The sequence below is a fragment of the Streptomyces sp. HNM0645 genome (assembly GCF_030056615.1).
GTDB lineage: Bacteria > Actinomycetota > Actinomycetes > Streptomycetales > Streptomycetaceae > Streptomyces > Streptomyces marianii.
In genome coordinates, this window is the sequence record NZ_JASHLT010000004.1 from 130,807 (window position 1) to 149,210 (window position 18,404).

The 18,404-nt window shown below is 73.2% G+C and carries 17 protein-coding genes, 1 tRNA gene and 2 pseudogenes; 13 read left to right on the forward strand and 7 right to left on the reverse strand.

Translation table 11 applies throughout. The annotated features are described in order from the left end of the window. Positions 1-20 precede the first annotated feature (20 nt). A complete protein-coding gene (locus QMZ92_RS03890; protein WP_283295811.1) occupies positions 21-2,192 on the forward strand; it encodes a tetratricopeptide repeat protein in 2,172 nt (723 codons plus the stop codon). Between the two features lie 93 nt (positions 2,193-2,285). After that, positions 2,286-2,359: transfer RNA gene (locus QMZ92_RS03895), tRNA-Met, on the forward strand. 254 nt (positions 2,360-2,613) lie between these two features. Here the strand turns inward: QMZ92_RS03895 and QMZ92_RS03900 are convergent. Further along, positions 2,614-3,030, reverse strand: a complete 417-nt coding sequence (locus tag QMZ92_RS03900) for a Fur family transcriptional regulator (RefSeq protein ID WP_283295812.1) — start codon at positions 3,028-3,030, stop codon at positions 2,614-2,616. A gap of 125 nt (positions 3,031-3,155) precedes the next feature. Here QMZ92_RS03900 and QMZ92_RS03905 point away from each other — a divergent pair, with 125 nt between their 5' ends. Further along, positions 3,156-4,634: a catalase gene (locus QMZ92_RS03905; RefSeq protein ID WP_283295813.1), complete on the forward strand. Its 1,479-nt coding sequence runs from the start codon at positions 3,156-3,158 to the stop codon at positions 4,632-4,634. 83 nt (positions 4,635-4,717) lie between these two features. On the opposite strand, the gene QMZ92_RS03910 is transcribed toward QMZ92_RS03905, so the two are convergent. Both QMZ92_RS03910 and hisN read right to left on the reverse strand, forming a co-directional pair. Next, complete coding sequence (locus QMZ92_RS03910) at positions 4,718-5,125, reverse strand: CBS domain-containing protein (RefSeq protein ID WP_283295814.1); 408 nt, start codon at positions 5,123-5,125, stop codon at positions 4,718-4,720. A 171-nt stretch (positions 5,126-5,296) separates the two neighbouring features. Continuing rightward, positions 5,297-6,094, reverse strand: a complete 798-nt coding sequence (hisN, locus tag QMZ92_RS03915; RefSeq protein WP_283295815.1) for a histidinol-phosphatase — start codon at positions 6,092-6,094, stop codon at positions 5,297-5,299. Positions 6,095-6,265: 171 nt separating this feature from the next. Between hisN and QMZ92_RS03920 the strand changes: the two genes are divergently transcribed. Beyond that, the gene (locus QMZ92_RS03920; protein ID WP_283295816.1) at positions 6,266-6,892 is read left to right on the forward strand and encodes a TetR/AcrR family transcriptional regulator; all 627 of its coding nucleotides are present in this window, start codon (positions 6,266-6,268) and stop codon (positions 6,890-6,892) included. Here QMZ92_RS03920 and QMZ92_RS03925 read toward each other — a convergent pair. The 4 genes from QMZ92_RS03925 to QMZ92_RS03940 form a co-directional block, all read right to left on the reverse strand. Next, positions 6,858-7,181, reverse strand: a complete 324-nt coding sequence (locus QMZ92_RS03925) for a DMT family transporter (protein WP_283295817.1) — start codon at positions 7,179-7,181, stop codon at positions 6,858-6,860. The genes QMZ92_RS03920 and QMZ92_RS03925 overlap by 35 nt on opposite strands. A 104-nt stretch (positions 7,182-7,285) precedes the next feature. Beyond that, positions 7,286-8,296, reverse strand: a complete 1,011-nt coding sequence (gene rsgA, locus QMZ92_RS03930; protein WP_283295866.1) for a ribosome small subunit-dependent GTPase A — start codon at positions 8,294-8,296, stop codon at positions 7,286-7,288. A gap of 17 nt (positions 8,297-8,313) precedes the next feature. Continuing rightward, positions 8,314-9,654, reverse strand: coding sequence for a 3-phosphoshikimate 1-carboxyvinyltransferase (aroA, locus tag QMZ92_RS03935; protein ID WP_283295818.1), 1,341 nt, complete (start codon positions 9,652-9,654; stop codon positions 8,314-8,316). A gap of 68 nt (positions 9,655-9,722) precedes the next feature. Continuing rightward, positions 9,723-10,415 carry a M50 family metallopeptidase gene (locus QMZ92_RS03940; RefSeq protein WP_283295819.1) on the reverse strand — a complete coding sequence of 231 codons (693 nt, stop codon included), beginning with the start codon at positions 10,413-10,415 and terminating at the stop codon, positions 9,723-9,725. Between the two features lie 49 nt (positions 10,416-10,464). Here QMZ92_RS03940 and QMZ92_RS03945 point away from each other — a divergent pair, with 49 nt between their 5' ends. The 9 genes and pseudogenes from QMZ92_RS03945 (at position 10,465) to def (ending at position 17,977) form a co-directional block, all read left to right on the forward strand. Then, entirely contained in the window at positions 10,465-11,280 is an 816-nt protein-coding gene (locus tag QMZ92_RS03945) for an SOS response-associated peptidase (protein WP_283295820.1), read from the forward strand. Positions 11,281-11,322: 42 nt separating this feature from the next. After that, positions 11,323-11,739: pseudogene (locus QMZ92_RS36255) on the forward strand (alpha/beta hydrolase family protein); the annotation flags it as partial. Further along, positions 11,732-12,082: pseudogene (locus QMZ92_RS36260) on the forward strand (alpha/beta hydrolase family protein); the annotation flags it as partial. The pseudogenes QMZ92_RS36255 and QMZ92_RS36260, both read left to right, overlap by 8 nt. A gap of 275 nt (positions 12,083-12,357) precedes the next feature. Further along, positions 12,358-13,005, forward strand: coding sequence for a sigma-70 family RNA polymerase sigma factor (locus QMZ92_RS03955; RefSeq protein ID WP_384076183.1), 648 nt, complete (start codon positions 12,358-12,360; stop codon positions 13,003-13,005). Then, positions 13,002-13,319: a mycothiol system anti-sigma-R factor gene (gene rsrA, locus QMZ92_RS03960; RefSeq protein WP_283295822.1), complete on the forward strand. Its 318-nt coding sequence runs from the start codon at positions 13,002-13,004 to the stop codon at positions 13,317-13,319. The genes QMZ92_RS03955 and rsrA overlap by 4 nt, the downstream gene beginning before the upstream one ends. Before the next feature lie 198 nt (positions 13,320-13,517). Continuing rightward, positions 13,518-14,900 (forward strand): HD-GYP domain-containing protein, encoded by a 1,383-nt coding sequence (locus QMZ92_RS03965; protein WP_283295823.1) that lies wholly within the window; start codon positions 13,518-13,520, stop codon positions 14,898-14,900. Next, positions 14,897-16,147 (forward strand): HD-GYP domain-containing protein, encoded by a 1,251-nt coding sequence (locus QMZ92_RS03970; protein WP_283295824.1) that lies wholly within the window; start codon positions 14,897-14,899, stop codon positions 16,145-16,147. Before QMZ92_RS03965 ends, QMZ92_RS03970 begins: the two co-directional genes overlap by 4 nt. 132 nt (positions 16,148-16,279) lie before the next feature. Further along, entirely contained in the window at positions 16,280-17,281 is a 1,002-nt protein-coding gene (locus tag QMZ92_RS03975; RefSeq protein ID WP_283295867.1) for a tetratricopeptide repeat protein, read from the forward strand. Positions 17,282-17,347: 66 nt separating this feature from the next. Then, entirely contained in the window at positions 17,348-17,977 is a 630-nt protein-coding gene (gene def, locus QMZ92_RS03980; protein WP_283295825.1) for a peptide deformylase, read from the forward strand. The last annotated feature ends 427 nt before the right edge of the window (positions 17,978-18,404 follow it).

Here is an 18,404-nt window from a genome sequence, read left to right on the forward strand (position 1 = left end):
GGGTTGCGGGTGGTGCGACGATGGAATTTATGGGGGACGGGACAACGCTGTTGGAAACGGGGCGGTTTGTGCACGAGCACGCCGCCACCGCGGTGGCCGCGGTGGCCGCGGCCGATGCGATGGCGATCGACGCCGTCGACCCGCTCGAGTCCCTGACCCCCATGGAACCCCTGCCCGTGACGGACGCCGAGGCGGAGGCCGAGGCTCGGCACCGCCGTGCCGCCGAGGCGGGGGACGTGGCGTCCATGAGCGTCCTCGGGGCGATGCTCCTGCGCCGGGGTGACCTGGACGGGGCGGAGCCGCATCTGCGCGCGGCCACCGCCGAGGGCGACCGCGCCGCCGCGAACAACCTGGGTGTGCTGCTGCACCAGCGCGGCTACGCCGACGAGGCGGCGGGCTGGTGGCGGATCGCGGCGGTCGCCGGTTCCGCGGCGGCGGCGCATGCGCTCGGCCGGCACTTCCGGGAGCGGGGCGACGAGCCGGCCGCCGAGTACTGGCTGCGTCAGTCCGCCGAGCAGGGGCACGCCCTCGGCGCCTACGCCCTGGCCGATCTGCTGGAGCACCGCAGCGAGCAGGGCGCCGAGCGCTGGCTGCGCGCGGCCGCCGAGCAGGGGCACCGTGAGGCCGCCTACCGGCTGGCGCGCGTGCTGGAGCGGCGGTCCCCGGACGGGGCCGCTCCCCGGGCCCGCCGCCCTGCCACCGCGGCGGCGGCCAAGGGCAAGGGCGGCCCCGCCGAGGCGGCCGAGGGCTCCGGCACGGCCGGCCGCACGGGTGCGGCCCGGGACGCGCAGAAGGCGAAGGGCGCGAGCCGGTCCAAGGACGCGAGCAGGTCCGCGCACGTGGAGACGGGCGGCCGCGCCGCGGAGGCGGCCCGCGTTCCCGCGGCCCGCGTTCCCGCGGCCCGCGCCGCCGAGCCTTCCGCGGCGACCGCGCCCGTGGCGCCGCCCGGCACCGCCGAGGACGCGGTACCCGGTGCGTCCGGGCATCCGGACGAGGCGGAGCAGTGGTACCGGCAGGCGGCCGCCCGCGGGCACCGCCGGGCCGCGCTGCACCTCGGCGGCATCCTGGAGCGCCGGGGCGAGCTGAAGGAGGCCGCGCGCTGGTACCTCACGTCGGCCAAGGACGGGGAGGCGCGTGCCGCCTGCGCGCTGGGATTCCTGCTGAAGGACACCGGCGACGAGGAGAGCGCCGCCGTGTGGTGGCTGCGGGCCGCCCAGGACGGCGACGGCAACGCTGCCAACGCGCTGGGTGCGCTGCACGCTGCACGCGGTGAGCAGCAGTCCGCCGAGCGCTGGTACCGCGCCGCGATGGACGCGGGCGATGTGAACGGGGCGTACAACCTCGGTCTGCTGTGCGCGGCCCAGAGCCGCACCGGCCAGGCCGAGCAGTGGTACCGCCGCGCCGCCTACGCCGGGCACCGCGAGGCCGCCAACGCGCTCGCCGTCCTGCTGCTGCAGGCCGGGGACCCGGCGGGTGCCGAGCCCTGGTTCTCCAAGGCCGCGGAGGCGGGCAGCGTGGACGCCGCGTTCAACCTCGGCATCCTGTACGCCGGCCGGGACGAGGACCGTACGGCGCTGCGCTGGTACGAGCGGGCTGCCGCGGCCGGGCACACCGAGGCAGCCCTGCAGGTCGGGATCGCCTGTCTGCGCGACGGCGACGAGCAGGCGGCCGAGCGTCATCTGCGCTGTGCCGCAGGCAGCGGAAGCGCCGAGGCGGCGTTCCGGCTCGCGACTCTGCTCGACGCGCGCCAGCCGCCGCCGGGCGCGCCCGCGCTCGGTGAGCCCATGGGCGAGAAGACCGAGTGCGAGGAGTGGTACGAGCGCGCCGCCGAGCAGGGGCACCGCCGGGCCCAGGTGCGCATCGGCATGCTCGCCGCGGCCCGTGGCGACGTGGCCGAGGCCGTCCGCTGGTACCGGGAGGCGGCGGAGGCCGGCAGCCGCAACGGCGCGTTCAACCTGGGGCTGCTGCTCGCCCGCGAGGGCAACGAGCGCGAGGCCGCCCTGTGGTGGGCCCGCGCCGCCCGCGCCGGGCACGGACGTGCCGCGCTGCGTCTGGCCCTGCTGGCCGCGCGCCGGGGCGAGCTCGCCGAGGGGCAGCGCTGGTGTGCCCGCGCGGTGGAGCTGGGGCCCGCCGAGGTCGCCGACCGGGCGGCTGCGCTGCGTGAGGCGCTGCACCAGGAGCTCACGGCCTGAGGGAGGGTGCGACACCCCGCTCACCAGCCCGAACGGCTGAACGGATATGGATTTGCTCTGATCCGCGGGGTGACGTACTGTTGGGTTCACCGACGCGGGGTGGAGCAGCTCGGTAGCTCGCTGGGCTCATAACCCAGAGGTCGCAGGTTCAAATCCTGTCCCCGCTACTGAAGGTCGATGGCCCGGATCCAGTGGATCCGGGCCATCGGTGTTCCCCGGGCGGTTTCTCGGCAGGGCCGCGGCCAAGGCCCGGGCGTGGTGGAGTTGAAGGGCCCCGGCGCGGGGTGGTCGGACGGCAGGACCGCCCGGAGAGTCGAGGGAAGAGCAGCGGGCGGGCCGTGGGTCGACCCGCCCGTGGGACGGTCTCGGGCGCCGCCCCTCGTGATCGACTCTGCGTGATCAGCTCCGCGGGTCGGTGCGTCTAGGCGCTCGCGCAGTTCGGGCAGATGCCCCGGTACGTGACCTCGACGTCCGAGATCGTGAAGCCGAACCGCTCCGAGTCGGGCAGGTCCGAGAGCGGATTGCCGTCGGGGTGCACGTCGCGGATCGCGCCGCAGCGTGCGCAGACCAGGTGCTGGTGCGGACGGTGGGCGTTCGGGTCGTACCGCTTGGCGCGGTGGTCCGTGGCCACTTCCAGGACCTCGCCCAGTGAGACGAGCTCACCCAGTGTGTTGTACACCGTGGCCCGGGAGATCTCCGGGAGCCGCTCGACGGCACGAGCGTGCACCTCGTCGGCGGTCAGATGGACGTGCTCACCGTCGAGGACCTCGGCCACGACGCGCCGCTGCGCGGTCATACGCCAGCCGCGTCCGCGCAGTCGTTCCAAGAGGTCGCTCATGTGTATCAGCCTAACAGTCGGGGGAGCTGGCCCCGAACGGATGTGAGTTTGGATGACTGCTTGACTTAGACAATGTCTATTGTAGGGTCGAAAACATCATTGGCCAAGGACAGGACTGGCCGGGAATGACGCAGTTTTCGCAGGAGGCGCACGTGACGCAGGGACCGCTCACCACGGAGGCCGGCGCGCCGGTCGCCGACAACCAGAACAGCGAGACCGCGGGCCCCGGCGGACCGGTCCTGGTGCAGGACCAACTGCTGCTCGAGAAGCTCGCGCACTTCAACCGCGAGCGCATCCCCGAGCGGGTGGTCCACGCCCGCGGCGCCGGCGCCTACGGCACGTTCACGGTGACCGCGGACGTCACCCGCTACACCCGGGCGAAGTTCCTCTCCGAGGTCGGCAAGCAGACCGGGACGTTCCTGCGCTTCTCCACCGTGGCGGGCAACCTCGGCGCCGCCGACGCCGTGCGGGACCCCCGCGGTTTCGCGTTGAAGTTCTACACCGAGGAGGGCAACTACGACCTCGTCGGCAACAACACCCCGGTGTTCTTCATCAAGGACGCCGTCAAGTTCCCGGACTTCATCCACACGCAGAAGCGCGACCCGTACACGGGCAGTCAGGAGGCGGACAACGTCTGGGACTTCTGGGGTCTGTCGCCCGAGTCGACCCACCAGGTGACCTGGCTGTTCGGCGACCGCGGGATCCCCGCCTCGTACCGGCACATGAACGGCTACGGCTCGCACACCTACCAGTGGAGCAACGAGGCCGGCGAGGTCTTCTGGGTCAAGTACCACTTCAAGACCGACCAGGGCATCAGGAACCTCACCCAGGCCGAGGCCAACAGGCTGGCGGGCGAGGACCCGGACAGCCACCAGCGCGACCTGCGCGAGGCCATCGAGCGCGGTGACTTCCCGTCGTGGACGGTGCAGGTCCAGATCATGCCCGCGGCCGACGCGGCGGCCTACCGGTTCAACCCGTTCGACCTCACCAAGGTGTGGCCGCACGACGACTACCCGCCGATCGAGATCGGCAGGCTGGAACTCAACCGCAACCCGGAGAACGTCTTCGCCGAGGTCGAGCAGTCCGTCTTCTCGCCGGCGCACTTCGTGCCGGGCATCGGCCCGTCCCCGGACAAGATGCTGCAGGGCCGGCTCTTCGCGTACGGCGACGCCCACCGCTACCGCGTCGGCATCAACGCCGACCACCTGCCGGTGAACCGCCCGCGCGCCACCGAGGCGCGCACCAACTCCCGCGACGGCTTCCTCTACGACGGCCGCCACAAGGGTGCCAAGAACTACGAGCCGAACAGCTTCGGCGGCCCCTTCCAGACGGACCGGCCGCTGTGGGAGCCGGTCCCGGTCTCCGGCGCCACCGGAAACCACGAGGCCCCGTCCCACTCCGAGGACGACGACTTCGTCCAGGCCGGCAACCTCTACCGGCTGATGTCCGAGGACGAGAAGGGCCGTCTGATCGAGAACCTGGCGGGCTTCATCGCCAAGGTCTCCCGGGACGACATCGCCGAACGGGCGATCGGCAACTTCCGTCAGGCCGACGGAGACTTCGGCAAGCGGCTGGAGGCCGCGGTCCAGGCCCTGCGCGGCTGACGAAACCAGCGCTGGATCGCTTGTCGTGGGTGGGCGGGCCGGACCTTCCCCGGGGAAGGTCCGGCCCGCTCGCGTGTCCGCGGTCAGCCGGCGAGGGACGTCGCCTCGGCCCGGTGCCGGGCCGGTGCCCAGCAGCGGATGATGTCGCGTACGGAGACGATGCCGACGGGCCCTGCGGCGTCGAGCACGATGAGATGGCGGAAGCCGCCGTGGGTCATGGCGTCCGCGGCCTCCTCGAGGGTCCATGAGGGGGCGGCGAAGACGACGTCGGTGGTGGTGTGGGCGGCGGCGGATTCGTGGTCGGGGTCCTGGCCCGCGCCGAGCGAGTTGAGGATGTCGCGTTCGGTGAGGATGCCGAGGCCGCTGGTGTCGGGGTCGAGGACGACGGCCGCCCCGACGTGTCGTGCGGCCATCAGTCGTGCGGCCTGCCTGAGGGTGTGTGCGGGGCCGATGGTGAGGACCACCGTGCTCATGGCGTCACGGACGAGCATGGACGGATCCACCTCCTTGATGAATCCTTCAACGAGAAGGGATTCACAAGTTCACAAATAGGGGGACTCTCAGAGTCGCAGTGATTCGGCGGGGCAACAAGAGGGGGCATGGCGCCCGCGGGGGGAGTGCGAGAGTTGTACTGGCCGGTTACCGCTGTGGACGGTCTCGGCTCAGCCCCGGTTGAGGTACTCCAGGAGCTCCCCGTGCAGCAGGCCGTTGGAGGCGGCCGCGTTTCCGCTGTGAGGCCCGTGGACCCCGTCGAGGCCGGTGAACGTGCCGCCCGCCTCCTGTACGACGACCGCCGTCGCCGCCATGTCCCAGAGGGAGAGCTCCGGCTCCGCGCAGATGTCCACCGAACCCTCGGCGACCATCATGTACGGCCAGAAATCGCCGTACCCGCGGGTGCGCCAGACCGCCCGGGTCAGGTCCAGGAAGCCGTCGAGCCGCCCTCGCTCCTCCCAGCCGCCGAGCGAGGAGTAGGCGAACGAGGCGTCGGACAGCTGTGCGACCTTCGAGACGTGCAGCCGTGTCGCGGAGGACAGGCTCCGCCCGGTGTAAGCGCCCGCGCCCTTCGCCGCCCACCAGCGGCGCCCCAGCGCGGGGGCCGAGACCACGCCCACGACCGGCTGGTAGCCGCCTTCGCCGGCCTCCATCAGGGAGATCAGCGTCGCCCACACGGGAACTCCGCGGACGTAGTTCTTCGTGCCGTCGATCGGGTCGACGACCCAGCGCCGGGGGCCGGTGCCCTCGATGCCGAACTCCTCGCCGAGGATCGCGTCACGCGGCCTGGCGCGCTGGAGCTGGTAGCGGATCAGCTCCTCGGCCGCCCTGTCGGCCTCGCTCACCGGAGTCATGTCCGGCTTGGTCTCGACCTTGAGGTCGAGTGCCCTGAACCGGTCCATGGTCGCCGCGTCGGCGGCGTCCGCGAGGACATGGGCGAGACGCAGATCATCGTGGTAGTCGGCCATGTCCGCACTCTATCCCCGGGCCGTCGCCGCCCGTTCGGCCCGTCCGGTCCCGGCCGTCCTGGCCGGAGGGCGCCGGGATCGCTGCAGGTGCCCTTGACAGCGGGTACCCGGGCGTCAACTCTGAGCGAAGAACCGCGGGGCCCCGGAGGCGCCCTGCCCGGGAGGCCCACGATGCCCACAGCGCGCGAGGCGCTGCTGAACGCCGCTCTCACCGCTCTGGCGGGCCGGCCCTGGTCCGCCGTCCGGATGGTCGACGTCGCCTCGGCCGCGAGCGTCTCCCGGCAGACGCTCTACAACGAGTTCGGCAGCAAGGACGGCCTCGCGAGGGCGCTGGTGCGGCGCGAGGCCGACATCTACCTCAAGGGCGTGGACCGGGTGCTCGCGGAGCGGGCGGGGGACGCGGAGCAGCTGGTCCGCCTGGCCGAGTGGACGGTGGCGGAGGCGGGCGCCCGCCCCCTGCTGCGCGCCCTGCTCACCGGCTTCTGGCACGAGGGGCTCCCCGCGCCGAGGCCCGTCGCCCGGTCCGGCGGTGGTTCGGGCGTCCCCGCCCAGCGGCGCGCGGACGCCGGTCACCCCGCCCCCGGCGAACTGGTCGCCGCGGTACGGGACCGTACGCTCGCCGCGCTGGAGCCGGGCCTCGGCCGCCGGACGGACGAGGGGGAGGCGGAGGCCGCCGAGCGCTGCGAGCTGGCGGTGCGGCTGGCGCTCTCCTGCGTGGTCGCGGGCCCGGCCGAAGGGGTGGGGCGGCTGGTCCGTGCGGCTCTCAGTGGGCCGGGCTGGAGAGCTGCAGACCGATGACGCCCGCGATCACCAGCCCGATCGAGACCATCTTCAGCGTCGAGGCGACCTCGCCGAGGAAGATCATCCCGTAGATCGCCGTGCCCGAGGCCCCGATACCCGTCCACACCGCGTAGGCGGGGCCGACGTCGAGTTTGCGCAGGGCGAGCGTCAGCAGTCCGAAGCTGCTCATCGCGAAGACCGCGAACGCGATCGTCGGCCAGAGCCGGGTGAAGCCGTGGGACAGCTTCAGGCAGATCGCGAACCCCGTCTCCAGGAATCCGGCGACGATCACGAGCAGCCACGCCATGGTCAGTGCCTCCCGCGTCCCCGGTCCCGCGCCCTGTGACTGCTTCGTCTCGCTTGGTGCGATTATGCACTTGCCGGTCGCGGCTGCCAGCAAACGTGCCCGGATCAGTCGCCTTCGCGTCGCTCCCGGGTCGCCAGCAGCCGTCTCAGGGAGTACAGGCGCGCGGGATCGGCGTGTCCCTCCCCCACCCACGCGTCCAGGGCGCAGTCCGGCTCGTCGTGCGAACACGCGCGCGGACAGTTCTCCGTGCCGGGCTCCAGGTCGGGGAAGGCGTGGATGACCCGGGACGGGTCGACGTGGTGCAGCCCGAAGGACCGTACGCCCGGAGTGTCGATCACCCAGCCGCCGGCGCCCGCCAGCGGCAGGGCGAGGGCGGACGTGGTGGTGTGCCGGCCGCGGCCGGTGACGGCGTTGACATGCCCGGTCGTGCGGCGTTTCCCCTCCGGGACCAGCGCGTTGACCAGTGTGGTCTTCCCGACGCCGGAGTGGCCCACGAACGCGGTGATCCGGCCGTCGAGGTGTTCGCGCACCACGTTCGCCGCCTCGCCGGCGTACAGCTCGTCGCGCGAGGTCACGACGTACGGGATGTCCAGCGCGCCGTACAGGTCCAGCAGCGTCGACGCCGGGGCCAGGTCCGACTTCGTCAGCACCAGCAGCGGCTCCAGGCCGCCGTCGTAGGCGGCGACCAGGCAGCGGTCGATCAGCCGGGGGCGGGGCTCGGGATCGGCGAGGGCCGTCACGATCGCCAGCTGGTCGGCGTTGGCGACGACCACCCGCTCGTACGGATCGTCGTCGTCGGCGGTGCGTCGCAGCACGGAGCCGCGCTCCTCGATCCGCACGATGCGGGCGAGCGTGTCCTTCCGGCCGGACAGATCGCCGACCAGACCCACCCGGTCGCCGACGACGGCGGCCTTGCGGCCCAGTTCCCGGGCCTTCATCGCCATGACCGTGCGGCCGTCCACGAGGCAGGTGAGGCGTCCCCGGTCCACGGTCAGGACCATGCCCTCGGCTGCGTCCTCGTGCTTCGGGCGGATGCTCGTACGGGGCCGGTTGCCCTTGCGGTTCGGGCGGACCCGGACGTCGTCCTCGTCGGTGTGCTTGCCGTAGCGGCGCATGTCGTGCCGTCCCGCGCTCAGTTCCCGGCGAGCATGTCGGTCCACATCCGCGGGAAGTCGGGGAGGGTCTTGGCGGTCGTCGCCACGTTCTCGATCTCCACGCCCTCGACGGCCAGTCCGATGACCGAACCGGCGGTGGCCATCCGGTGGTCGTCGTACGTGTGGAACACCCCGCCGTGCAGCGGGCGCGGCCGGATGTGCAGCCCGTCCTCCGTCTCCGTGACATCGCCGCCGAGCTCGTTGATCTCCTTGGTCAGGGCCGCGAGGCGGTCCGTCTCGTGGAGCCGCAGATGCGCGACACCGCGCAGGGTCGAGGGGGAGTCGGCCAGCGCGGCCACCGCGGCGATGCCCGGGGTCAGCTCGCCGACCTCGCCCAGGTCGACGTCGATGCCGTGGATCCGGCCGGAGCCGGTGAAGGTCAGCCCGGCGTCGGTGAGCTCGCAGGAACCGCCCATCTCGGTGAAGATCTGCCGCAGGGCGTCACCGGGCTGGGTGGTGCGCTCGGGCCAGTCGGGGATGGTCACCCGGCCGCCCGTGACCAGTGCCGCCGCCAGGAACGGCTGGGCGTTGGACAGGTCCGGCTCCACGGTCAGGTCCCGGCCCAGCAGCGCACCGCTGCGGACCCGCCAGACGTCCGGCTCGCCGCCGGTCTCCGGCTCGTCGACCTGCGCGCCGACCGTGCGGAGCATGTCGACGGTCATCCGGATGTGCGGCATGGACGGCAGCCGCGAGCCGACGTGCCGTACCTCCACGCCCTGGTTGAAGCGGGGCGCGGAGAGCAGCAGGGCCGAGACGAACTGTGAGGACGAGGAGGCGTCGATCTCCACCACGCCGCCGTCCAGCGCCCCGCCGCCGTGCACGGTCATCGGGAGCGCCCCGCGGCCGTCGTCGTCGATCCGGGCGCCCAGGACGCGCAGGGCGTCGATCACCCCGCCCAGCGGACGTTCGTACGAGCGGGGGTCGCCGTCGAAGCGGATGGGGCCGTCGGCGAGCGCGGCGACCGGCGGCAGGAAGCGCATCACCGTCCCGGCGTTGCCGACGTCGACCGTCGCGGGGCCGTGCAGCCCGGCCGGGATGATCCGCCAGGCCTCGCCGCTGTCGGGGCCGCCGGTCGCGGTGGAGCTGGAGGAGACCTGCTCCTCGATGCCGACGCCCATGGCGCGCAGCGCCTCCGCCATCAGCAGGGTGTCGCGCGACCGAAGGGGGCGGCGCAGCCAGCCCGGCTCCGCGGCCAGGGCGGCGAGAACCAGCGCACGGTTCGTGACCGATTTCGATCCGGGAACGGTGACCGCCGCATCGACGGGCCCACTCGCGTGGGGGGCGGGCCAGAGGACGGTCTGCACGGGGCTCTCGGTCATGGCCCTCACTTTAGTGGGCCCGCGGAGCGCCGGGTGTTCGCCGACCGGTCACCGGGCATCCCGACCGATCACAGACCGAGCAGCCAGCGACCGCCGCCGATCAGGGAGCACAGCGATACGGCATGGAAGAGAAACAGCCACATGGCGGGCGGGACGTGCGTCAGCCTCGCGAGCTGGTCGGCGTCCGAGTCCGGCGCGCCCCCGTGCCGGCGCTTGACCTGGAGCTCGAAGGCCGGGCGGACCCCGCCGAGCAGCAGGAACCACACGGCCGCGTAGGCGAACGCCGCCTGTACCTCCGGTTCGGTCAGCCAGGACACCAGGAGGAACGCCGCGCCCGTGAGGACCACCGTGAGTGCCCCGTACGCGTTGCGGATCATCACCAGCATCGCGATCAGCAACGCCGTGGCGACCCACAGCAGCAGCGTGATGCGGTGCGCTGCGAGCAGCCAGGCGCCGCCGAGGCCGAGCAGCGGCGGCGCGGTGTAGCCCGCGGCCGCCGTGAGGATCATGCCGAGGCCGGTCGGCCTGCCGCGGCTGACCGTCAGTCCGCTGGTGTCCGAGTGCAGCCGGATGCCCTCCAGCCGCCGCCCGGTGACGAGGGCGATCAGGCCGTGCCCGCCCTCGTGGGCGATGGTGATCGCGTTGCGGGACAGCCGCCAGGCCGTGTGCGGGACGACCGCGAGGAGGGCGAGCGCGGCCGTGCCTATGACCAGCCAGCGGTCGGGGGACGGCTGGGTGCCGAAGATTTCGGGTGTGACCATTTCCGGGGTGGCTCCTCGGGAGGCTCGGTGTCGTGGCAGTGTGGCACTCATGTGCGGACGGTATGCAGCGAGTCGCAGGCCCGAGGACCTCACCGGACTCTTCCAGATCGAGAAGTGGGAGCCGTCGGAGGCCCTGGCGCCCGACTGGAACGTGGCCCCCACGAAGGAGGTCTACGCGGTTCTCGAACGTCCTCTGAAAGACGCGGACGACCGCCGTCCGGTTCGTCAGCTGCGGAAACTCAGGTGGGGACTCGTCCCGTCCTTCGCCAAGACCCCCGAGGGCGCAGCCCGGATGATCAACGCCCGGGCCGAGACCGTCCACGAGAAGCCCTCGTTCCGCCGGCCCTTCGTCACCCGGCGCTGCATCCTCCCCGCGGACGGCTACTACGAGTGGGTCACCGGCACCGAGGAGCGGGAGCTGGAGGTGAAGGGGAAGAAGAAGCGGCCCCGCAAGCAGCCCTACTTCGTCACTCCTGCCGACGGCTCCGTCTTCGCGATGGCCGGGCTGTACGAGTTCTGGCGCGACCGGACCCTGCCGGACGACCACCCCCAGTCCTGGTGGGTGACCTGCTCCGTGATCACCACGGAGGCGGAGACCGGACCGCTGGGGGTCGCGCCGGCCGAAGGCCCGCGCTCGCTGTCCGACATCCACCCGCGGATGCCGCTGATGCTCCCCGAGGACCGCTGGGACGCCTGGCTGGACCCGGCCCGCACCGACCCGGACGAGCTGCGTGAGCTGCTGGCGCCGCCGCCCACGGGACTGATGCGCGCCTACCCCGTGGGCACGGCCGTCTCCAACGTCCGCAACAACGGGCCGGAGCTGCTGGAGGAGCTGGAGGCCCCCGAGGTCGGCACGCTCTTCTGATCTTTGCGGCGTTTCCGGGTCCCGCGGTGTGACACTGCTCCTGTGACACAGAGCGAGATCGTCGGGACACCCGCCGGGGACGCCCGTATCACCTGGCATCCGGCTCCCGGCCGGGCACGCGTCGTGCTGGCGGTGAGCCACGGCGCGGGCGGCGGCATCGGCGCACAGGACCTGCGGGCCCTGGCGGCCGGGCTGCCCCCCGCCGGGATCACGGTGGCCCTGGTGGAGCAGCCGTGGCGGGTGGCCGGCAAGAAGGTCGCGCCGGCGCCGAAGACCCTGGACACCGGCTGGCGAGGGCTGTGGCCGGCCCTGGAGAAGCGGGGCCTGCCGATCGTCGCGGGCGGGCGCAGCGCCGGTGCGCGCGTGGCCTGCCGGACCGCGCGTGAGCTGGGCGCCCGCGCCGTCCTCGCGCTGAGCTTCCCGCTGCATCCGCCGGGGAAGCCGGAGAAGTCCCGCGCGGNCGGGCGGGCGCAGCGCCGGTGCGCGCGTGGCCTGCCGGACCGCGCGTGAGCTGGGCGCCCGCGCCGTCCTCGCGCTGAGCTTCCCGCTGCATCCGCCGGGGAAGCCGGAGAAGTCCCGCGCGGACGAGCTCCTCGGCGCCGGGGTGCCGGTTCTGGTCGTCCAGGGCGGCAACGATCCGTTCGGCAGGCCGGAGGAGTTCCCGGCCGGTGCGTACGAACTGGTCGAGGTGGCGGACGCCGACCACGGGCTCTCGGTGCCCAAGCGGGCCGCGCTGACCCAGGAGGAGGCGCTGGGAACCGTCGTGGACGACGTCCGGAAGTGGATCGCCGCCCGGATGTGAGGCCGGGTGCGGACCGCGGCCGGGGCCGGTGCGTCGGCCGGGAATAGCGGAGGGCACGCGCTCTGTTGTGCAGCACGTCAGCACAGGAGCGTGGAGAGGGAGTCCGTCGCATGGGTTCGACCATCTGCCCGAACCGGTCGGGGGCCGCCGACCTGGACTGGACCGTGCTGCCTGCGCCGAAGGCGGCGACGATTCGGGCGGCGGGCGGAGCCGCTGGTCGTCTATCCTCCGATTCGAGCGGGTCCGGTCTCGGTCCCGTCACAGCGTTGGAGGAGGTGGGTCCGGTCACTGGGACCGACGACGGCCACACGGAAGAGACGGCCGCCGAGCGCAACGCGCGGTTCGAGCGGGACGCTCTCGGCTACCTCGACCAGATGTACTCGGCCGCCCTGCGCATGACGCGCAATCCGGCCGACGCCGAGGATCTCGTACAGGAGACGTACGCGAAGGCCTACGGTTCGTTCCACCAGTTCCGTGAGGGCACGAACCTCAAGGCGTGGATGTACCGCATCCTCACGAACACCTTCATCAACTCGTACCGCAAGAAGCAGCGCGAACCGCAGCGCAGTGCCGCGGAGGAGATCGAGGACTGGCAGCTCGCCCGCGCCGAGTCGCACATGTCGACCGGGCTGCGCTCGGCCGAGTCCCAAGCACTCGACCACCTGCCGGACTCCGACGTCAAGGAGGCCCTGCAGGCGATCCCGGAGGAGTTCCGCATCGCCGTCTATCTCGCCGATGTCGAGGGCTTTGCGTACAAGGAGATCGCGGACATCATGGGGACACCCATCGGTACGGTGATGTCCCGACTGCACCGTGGCCGCCGCCAGCTGCGCGGCATGCTCGAGGACTACGCCCGTGAGCGCGGGCTCGTTCCCGCGGGCGCCGGGGAGTCGACGAACGATCGGAAAGGCGCGGGCTCATGAGCTGCGGAGAGCCGCACGAGACTGACTGCGCGGAGGTACTCGACCACCTGTACGAGTTCCTCGACCGTGAGATGCCCGACGCCGACTGCACCAAGTTCGAGCTGCACTTCGAGGAGTGCTCGCCGTGCCTGGAGAAGTACGGCCTCGAGCAGGCGGTGAAGAAGCTCGTCAAACGCTGCTGCGGCCATGACGACGTGCCCGTGGACCTGCGCGCGAAGGTCATGGGGCGGATCGAGCTCATCAGGGCCGGCGAGACCGTGCCCGACCACGATGTGACGGCCGGTCCGGCGGACGTGCCGAGTCCGGCCGAGTAGCCGGCCCGGCGGGAGCGGGGCGAGACCGTGGGGTCTCGCCCCTTCGCCGTGCCCGGCCCGGTGCTCCCCGTGCGCCGCACGGGGAGCACGCACGCGCCTGTCACCCGATGGTGCCAATCGGCCGCAACCGAACGTCCTGACGTGGACGACTCGCTAGCCTGACGCTCTGTTCGGGGCTGCCGAGGAGGCTGACAGCGGGTGAGACGCATTCCGGGAGCGGCGCGCGCATACATCCTGTGCGCGGTGGTGGGCGCCGGAGCGTGCGTCCTGCCCGCCGTGTTCCCCGGGGCGGACACGCCCTGGACCACCGTGGCGCTGCTGGCCGGGCTCTACGCCCTGTGCGAGGCGCCGGGGCGCTGCCTCTTCCTCGGTCGGACGCTCGGCGGGTCCGTACCGGTCGGTGCCGGATCGTTCTTCCCCGTCCTGCTCGCCGCCGCGCTGCTGCTGCCACCCGCCGGGGCCGCGCTCGCCGCGGTGCCGGGGGCGCTGCTCGCCCGCGTCGAGCAGCGCCCGGGAGGCGTCCGGCGCCTCTGGCGGGCGGCACGGCTCACCCTGGCGGCGGCGGCCGCGTCCGGAGCGGCGGCCCTGTGCGGCGGCCCCTCCGCCCTCGCGGGCCCCGCGCTCCCGTACGCCCTGATTCCCGCCGTGGCCGCCGCGCTGACGTTCTGCCTCGTCGTGGCCGCGCTCGACGGTGGCATCCTCGCCACCGCCGAGCGGGTGCCGGCACGGGCCGCCTGGCGGGGGCTGCTGCCGGCCTCGCTCGGCCCGCACCTCGTGCACGGGCTCGCCGGGCTGATGATGGCGGTGCTCTGGCAGAGTCCCTACGGACCGCCGGCCGCGCTGTTCGTGCTGCTGCCCATGTACATCTCGTGCTGGGTCTTCGCGCAGTACCACCGCGAGCAGGGCGCCCACCGCTCCACCATCCGCGCCCTCGTCCAGGCCGTCGACATCAAGGACCGGTACACCCGCGGGCACAGCGAGCGGGTGGGCCGGGCGAGCGTGCTGATCGCGCGCGAGTTGGGCATGGACGAGGAGCGGCTCGAAGTGCTCCGCTTCGCCGGCATCCTCCACGACGTGGGCAAGCTCGGCGTGCCCACCCGCGTGCTCCGCAAGGACGGCCCCCTGACTCCCGAGGAACGCCGGGTGATCGAGCTGCACCCCGAGTACGGGCACGAGATCGTCCGCGGCATCGGCTTCCTCGGCGAGGCCCGCGCGGCGATCCTCCACCACCACGAGCGGCTCGACGGCAGCGGCTACCCGTACGGTCTCGCCGGCCGCCAGATCCCCGAAGTCGCCCGTGTCGTCGCCGTCGCCGACGCCTTCGACGCCATGACCTCGACCCGGTCGTACAGCAGGGCGCGGCCCGTGCCCACGGCGGTCGAGGAACTCCAGCGGTGCGCGGGCACCCAGTTCGACCCCAGGATGGTCCGGGCCCTCGTCCGCGCCCTCGACCGCCACGGCTGGGAGACCTCCGTCACGGCGGACGAGCCGGCCGTGCCCGCCCAGCCGCCCCGCGGACGGGCCGGGCTCCCGGACCGGCAGCAGGCGGCACCCGCCGCCCGGTACCGGCGGGGCGGATGAGGGCCCGGGCGCCGGGCGCCGCCACCGCCGTGCACGCGTCGGCGGCCGTGCTCGCCGCCACCGGGCTCGGGTGGACCGGTTGGCACGGCGTCGCGGAACCCGTCGTCGCCCTGGCCTTCGGCACGCTCGTCGCGGTGGGCGAACTCGCACGCTGGGGAGCCCTGCCGGGCGAGCGGGAACCGGCCCCCCTCGGCGCCGCGGGCGCGCTCGCCTACGCCCTGCTCGCGGAGAACGCCGGGGAGGCCACCACGCACGGCGTCCCGCAGGTCGTCGCCGTCGTCACGGCCGGCGCGCTCGCCGGCGCCGTCCCGCACGTCGCCCGGGGCCGGGGACCGGCGCTCGACCATGTCGCTCGCAGGGTGGTCACGGTCACGTTCGCCGCGGTCTGCTTCCAGCCCCTCCACGGGCCGGCCGGGTCCGCGGAGGGGCTCGCCGCGGGTCCCGGTCACGCCCTGGCGATGCTGCTCGTACTGGCGCTCACGGCCCTGTGCGACGCCGTGCTCGCGGCCGTGCTGGTACGTGCGCGCACCGGCTACCCCTTCGGGCCGCTGCTGCGGGAGGAACTGCGCTCGCTCCCCGGCATAGGCTCCGCCGTCTGTGCGACCGGGGCCGTCATGGCGCTCGGCACGGCCGTCGCCGGGCTCTGGGCGCTGCCGGTGTTCTGTCTGCCGCTGCTGCTCACGCAGTTGTCGTTCCGGCGGTTCGCGGCGGTCCGTACGACGTACCGGCAGACCATCGCCTCACTCGCACGGGCCACCGAGATCGCCGGCTACACCCCTCACGGGCATGCGCGCCGGGTCGCGGCCCTGAGCGGGGCGGTCGGCCGTGAGCTGGGGCTCTCCGGGCCGGACCTGACCGTCCTGGAGTACGCGGCGCTGATGCACGACATCGGCCAGCTCTCCCTGGTGGACCCCGTACCGGACGGAGCGACCGCCCTGCTGCCCGCGCAGGAGCAGCGCAGGATCGCCCTGCTGGGCGGTGCCGTCGTCCGCCAGACCGGGGTTCCGCGGGCCGTCGCGGTGGTGGTGGAACGGCAGGCCGACCCGTACCGCGAGCAACCGCTGCCCGCCCGTATCGTCCGTACCGTCAACGCGTACGACGATCTCACCGGTGACGGTGGAGGGAGCGCGCTCGCCGCACTGGAGCGGCTCCGGCTGGGAACCGCGCACGACCACCAGCCGGAGGTCGTGGAGTCCCTGGCCCGTGTGCTGTCGCGCGGGGGTCTCGGTCCCGCTCAGCCTGGGTAACCCATGGGTAATGAGCGGGCGTCCGACCGGGCATGGTTGGATGCGAAAGAAGGAGCACCGAGAGACAGCGGCACACAGACGCTGAGGCAAATGTCCGGGGGCAATGACCCGAGCGACCGGCAGGCGGGAATCGTGAGGATCTTCGGGAAGGTACGGCATCGGCCCTCCGCCTCTTGGCGGCAGGCCACCGACCGCGCGTTCACGCTGATCGGCGACGGCCGGTACGAGGACGCGGGCGCGCTGCTGACGCGCGCGGCGGACCTGGAGCCCTGGCTCTCCGAGTCCTGGTTCAACCTGGCGCTCCTCCACAAGTTCCGCCACGACTGGGAGCAGGCCCGCGCGGCGGGCCTGCGGGCCGTCGCTCTGCTGGACAAGGAGACGGGCGCCCCCGACTGGTGGAACGTGGGGATCGCCGCCACCGCCCTGCAGGACTGGCCGCTGGCCCGGCGTGCCTGGCAGGCCTACGGGCTGAAGGTGCCCGGCGGCCCCCGGGCCGCGGGCGGCGGGGCGGCGGCGGGCGCGGAGCCGGTCGGCATGGAGCTGGGCAGCGCCGCCGTGCGGCTGTCGCCCGAGGGCGAGGCCGAGGTCGTGTGGGGCCGCAGGCTCGACCCCGCCCGGATAGAGGTGCTGTCGATCCCGCTGCCGTCGTCCGGCCGGCGCTGGGGCGAGGTCGTCCTCCACGACGGCGTCCCGCACGGCGAACGCACCACCGCCGCGGGGCACAGCTTCCCCGTCTTCGACGAGATCGAGCTCTGGGCGCCCTCGCCCGTGCCGACCTGGGTGGTGCTGCTGGAGGCGGCGACCGAGGAGGACCGGGACGCGCTGGAGCAACTGGCCGCCGACGCCGGATTCGCGGCCGAGGACTGGTCCTCGTCGGTGCGGCTGCTCTGCCGGGCCTGTTCCGAGGGCGTGATGCCGAGTGCCGAGGGGGACGGGGAGCACCTGGATCCGCACGACCACAGCGAGCCGGGCCATCCCGGTCCGCTGGGCCACCGCACGGCCGGTGAGCTGTGGGTGCCGGAGCGGGAGTGCGGAATCGCCGCCCCCGCCGCGCTCGTCCGGGGTCTCCTCGACGGCTGGGTGGCGGACAGCCCCGACAGCCGCGAGTGGCGCGATCTCGAGGAAGTCTGCTGACCACTGCCGCCGGGCCGTAGGCTGTACGGGTCATCGAGACGGTTTTGAGGAAGGCTTACGGCGGAAATGGCGCAGCAGGAGACGGACGAGCAGACCAACGACGGCTTCGTCGTCGACACGGAGGACTGCGAGGAGCGCGAGCAGGCGTACCGTGAGCGGGGCAGTGCCCGTCCCATCACCGTCGTCGGCAATCCGGTGCTCCACAGGGAGTGCCAGGACGTCACCGAGTTCGACGACAAGCTCGCGGCGCTCATCGACGACATGTTCGCCAGCCAGCGGGCGGCCGAGGGCGTGGGCCTGGCCGCCAACCAGATCGGCGTGGACCTCAAGGTCTTCGTCTACGACTGCCCGGACGACGAGGGCGCGCGCCACGTGGGCGTCGTGTGCAACCCGGTGCTGCAGGAACTGCCGCCGGAGCGCCGGGCCCTCGACGACTCCAACGAGGGCTGCCTGTCGGTCCCGACGGCGTACGCGTCGCTCGCCCGCCCGGACTACGCCGAGGTGCACGGCCAGGATGCCGAAGGCAGGCCGATCAAGGTGCGCGGCACCGGCTACTTCGCGCGCTGCCTCCAGCACGAGACGGACCACCTGTACGGCCGGCTCTACATCGACCGGCTGTCGAAGCGGGACCGCAAGGACGCGCTGCGGCAGATGGCGGAGGGAACGCCGCGCTACGAAACGGTGCCCAACGACTGACCCGCGCCCGACGGCCGTTCCGGCGCGTCGGGAGTTCCTGCCCCGCCCCGAACACGGTGGCGGGGAGCGGGCGTTACCGCCATCGGGCCGGCAGACGACTGCTTCCCGGGCCCTGCTGACGTGTGTCGACGGACCCGGGCGTCCGACCCGCACTCGCTGTGCGCCCTCGCCCGGCAGGCCCGCGACCACGGCTTCAACCGCATCCTCGGCCCCCGCTGCCCGGGCCACGGCGACCGCACGCACGTCGACCACCGTGCGAGCCGCCTCTGGTCGGCGTTCGGCCGCGGGGTCTGCACGGCGGGCCCGGGGCCGAGGCGACAGGTGAGCCCGTCCCGTGAGCCGCGCCGGGCGGAACGACGCGACGACGACACGGGCGGGTGCCCGGACCGATCCGCGGTCCGGGCACCCGCCCGTGCACCCGGCTCCG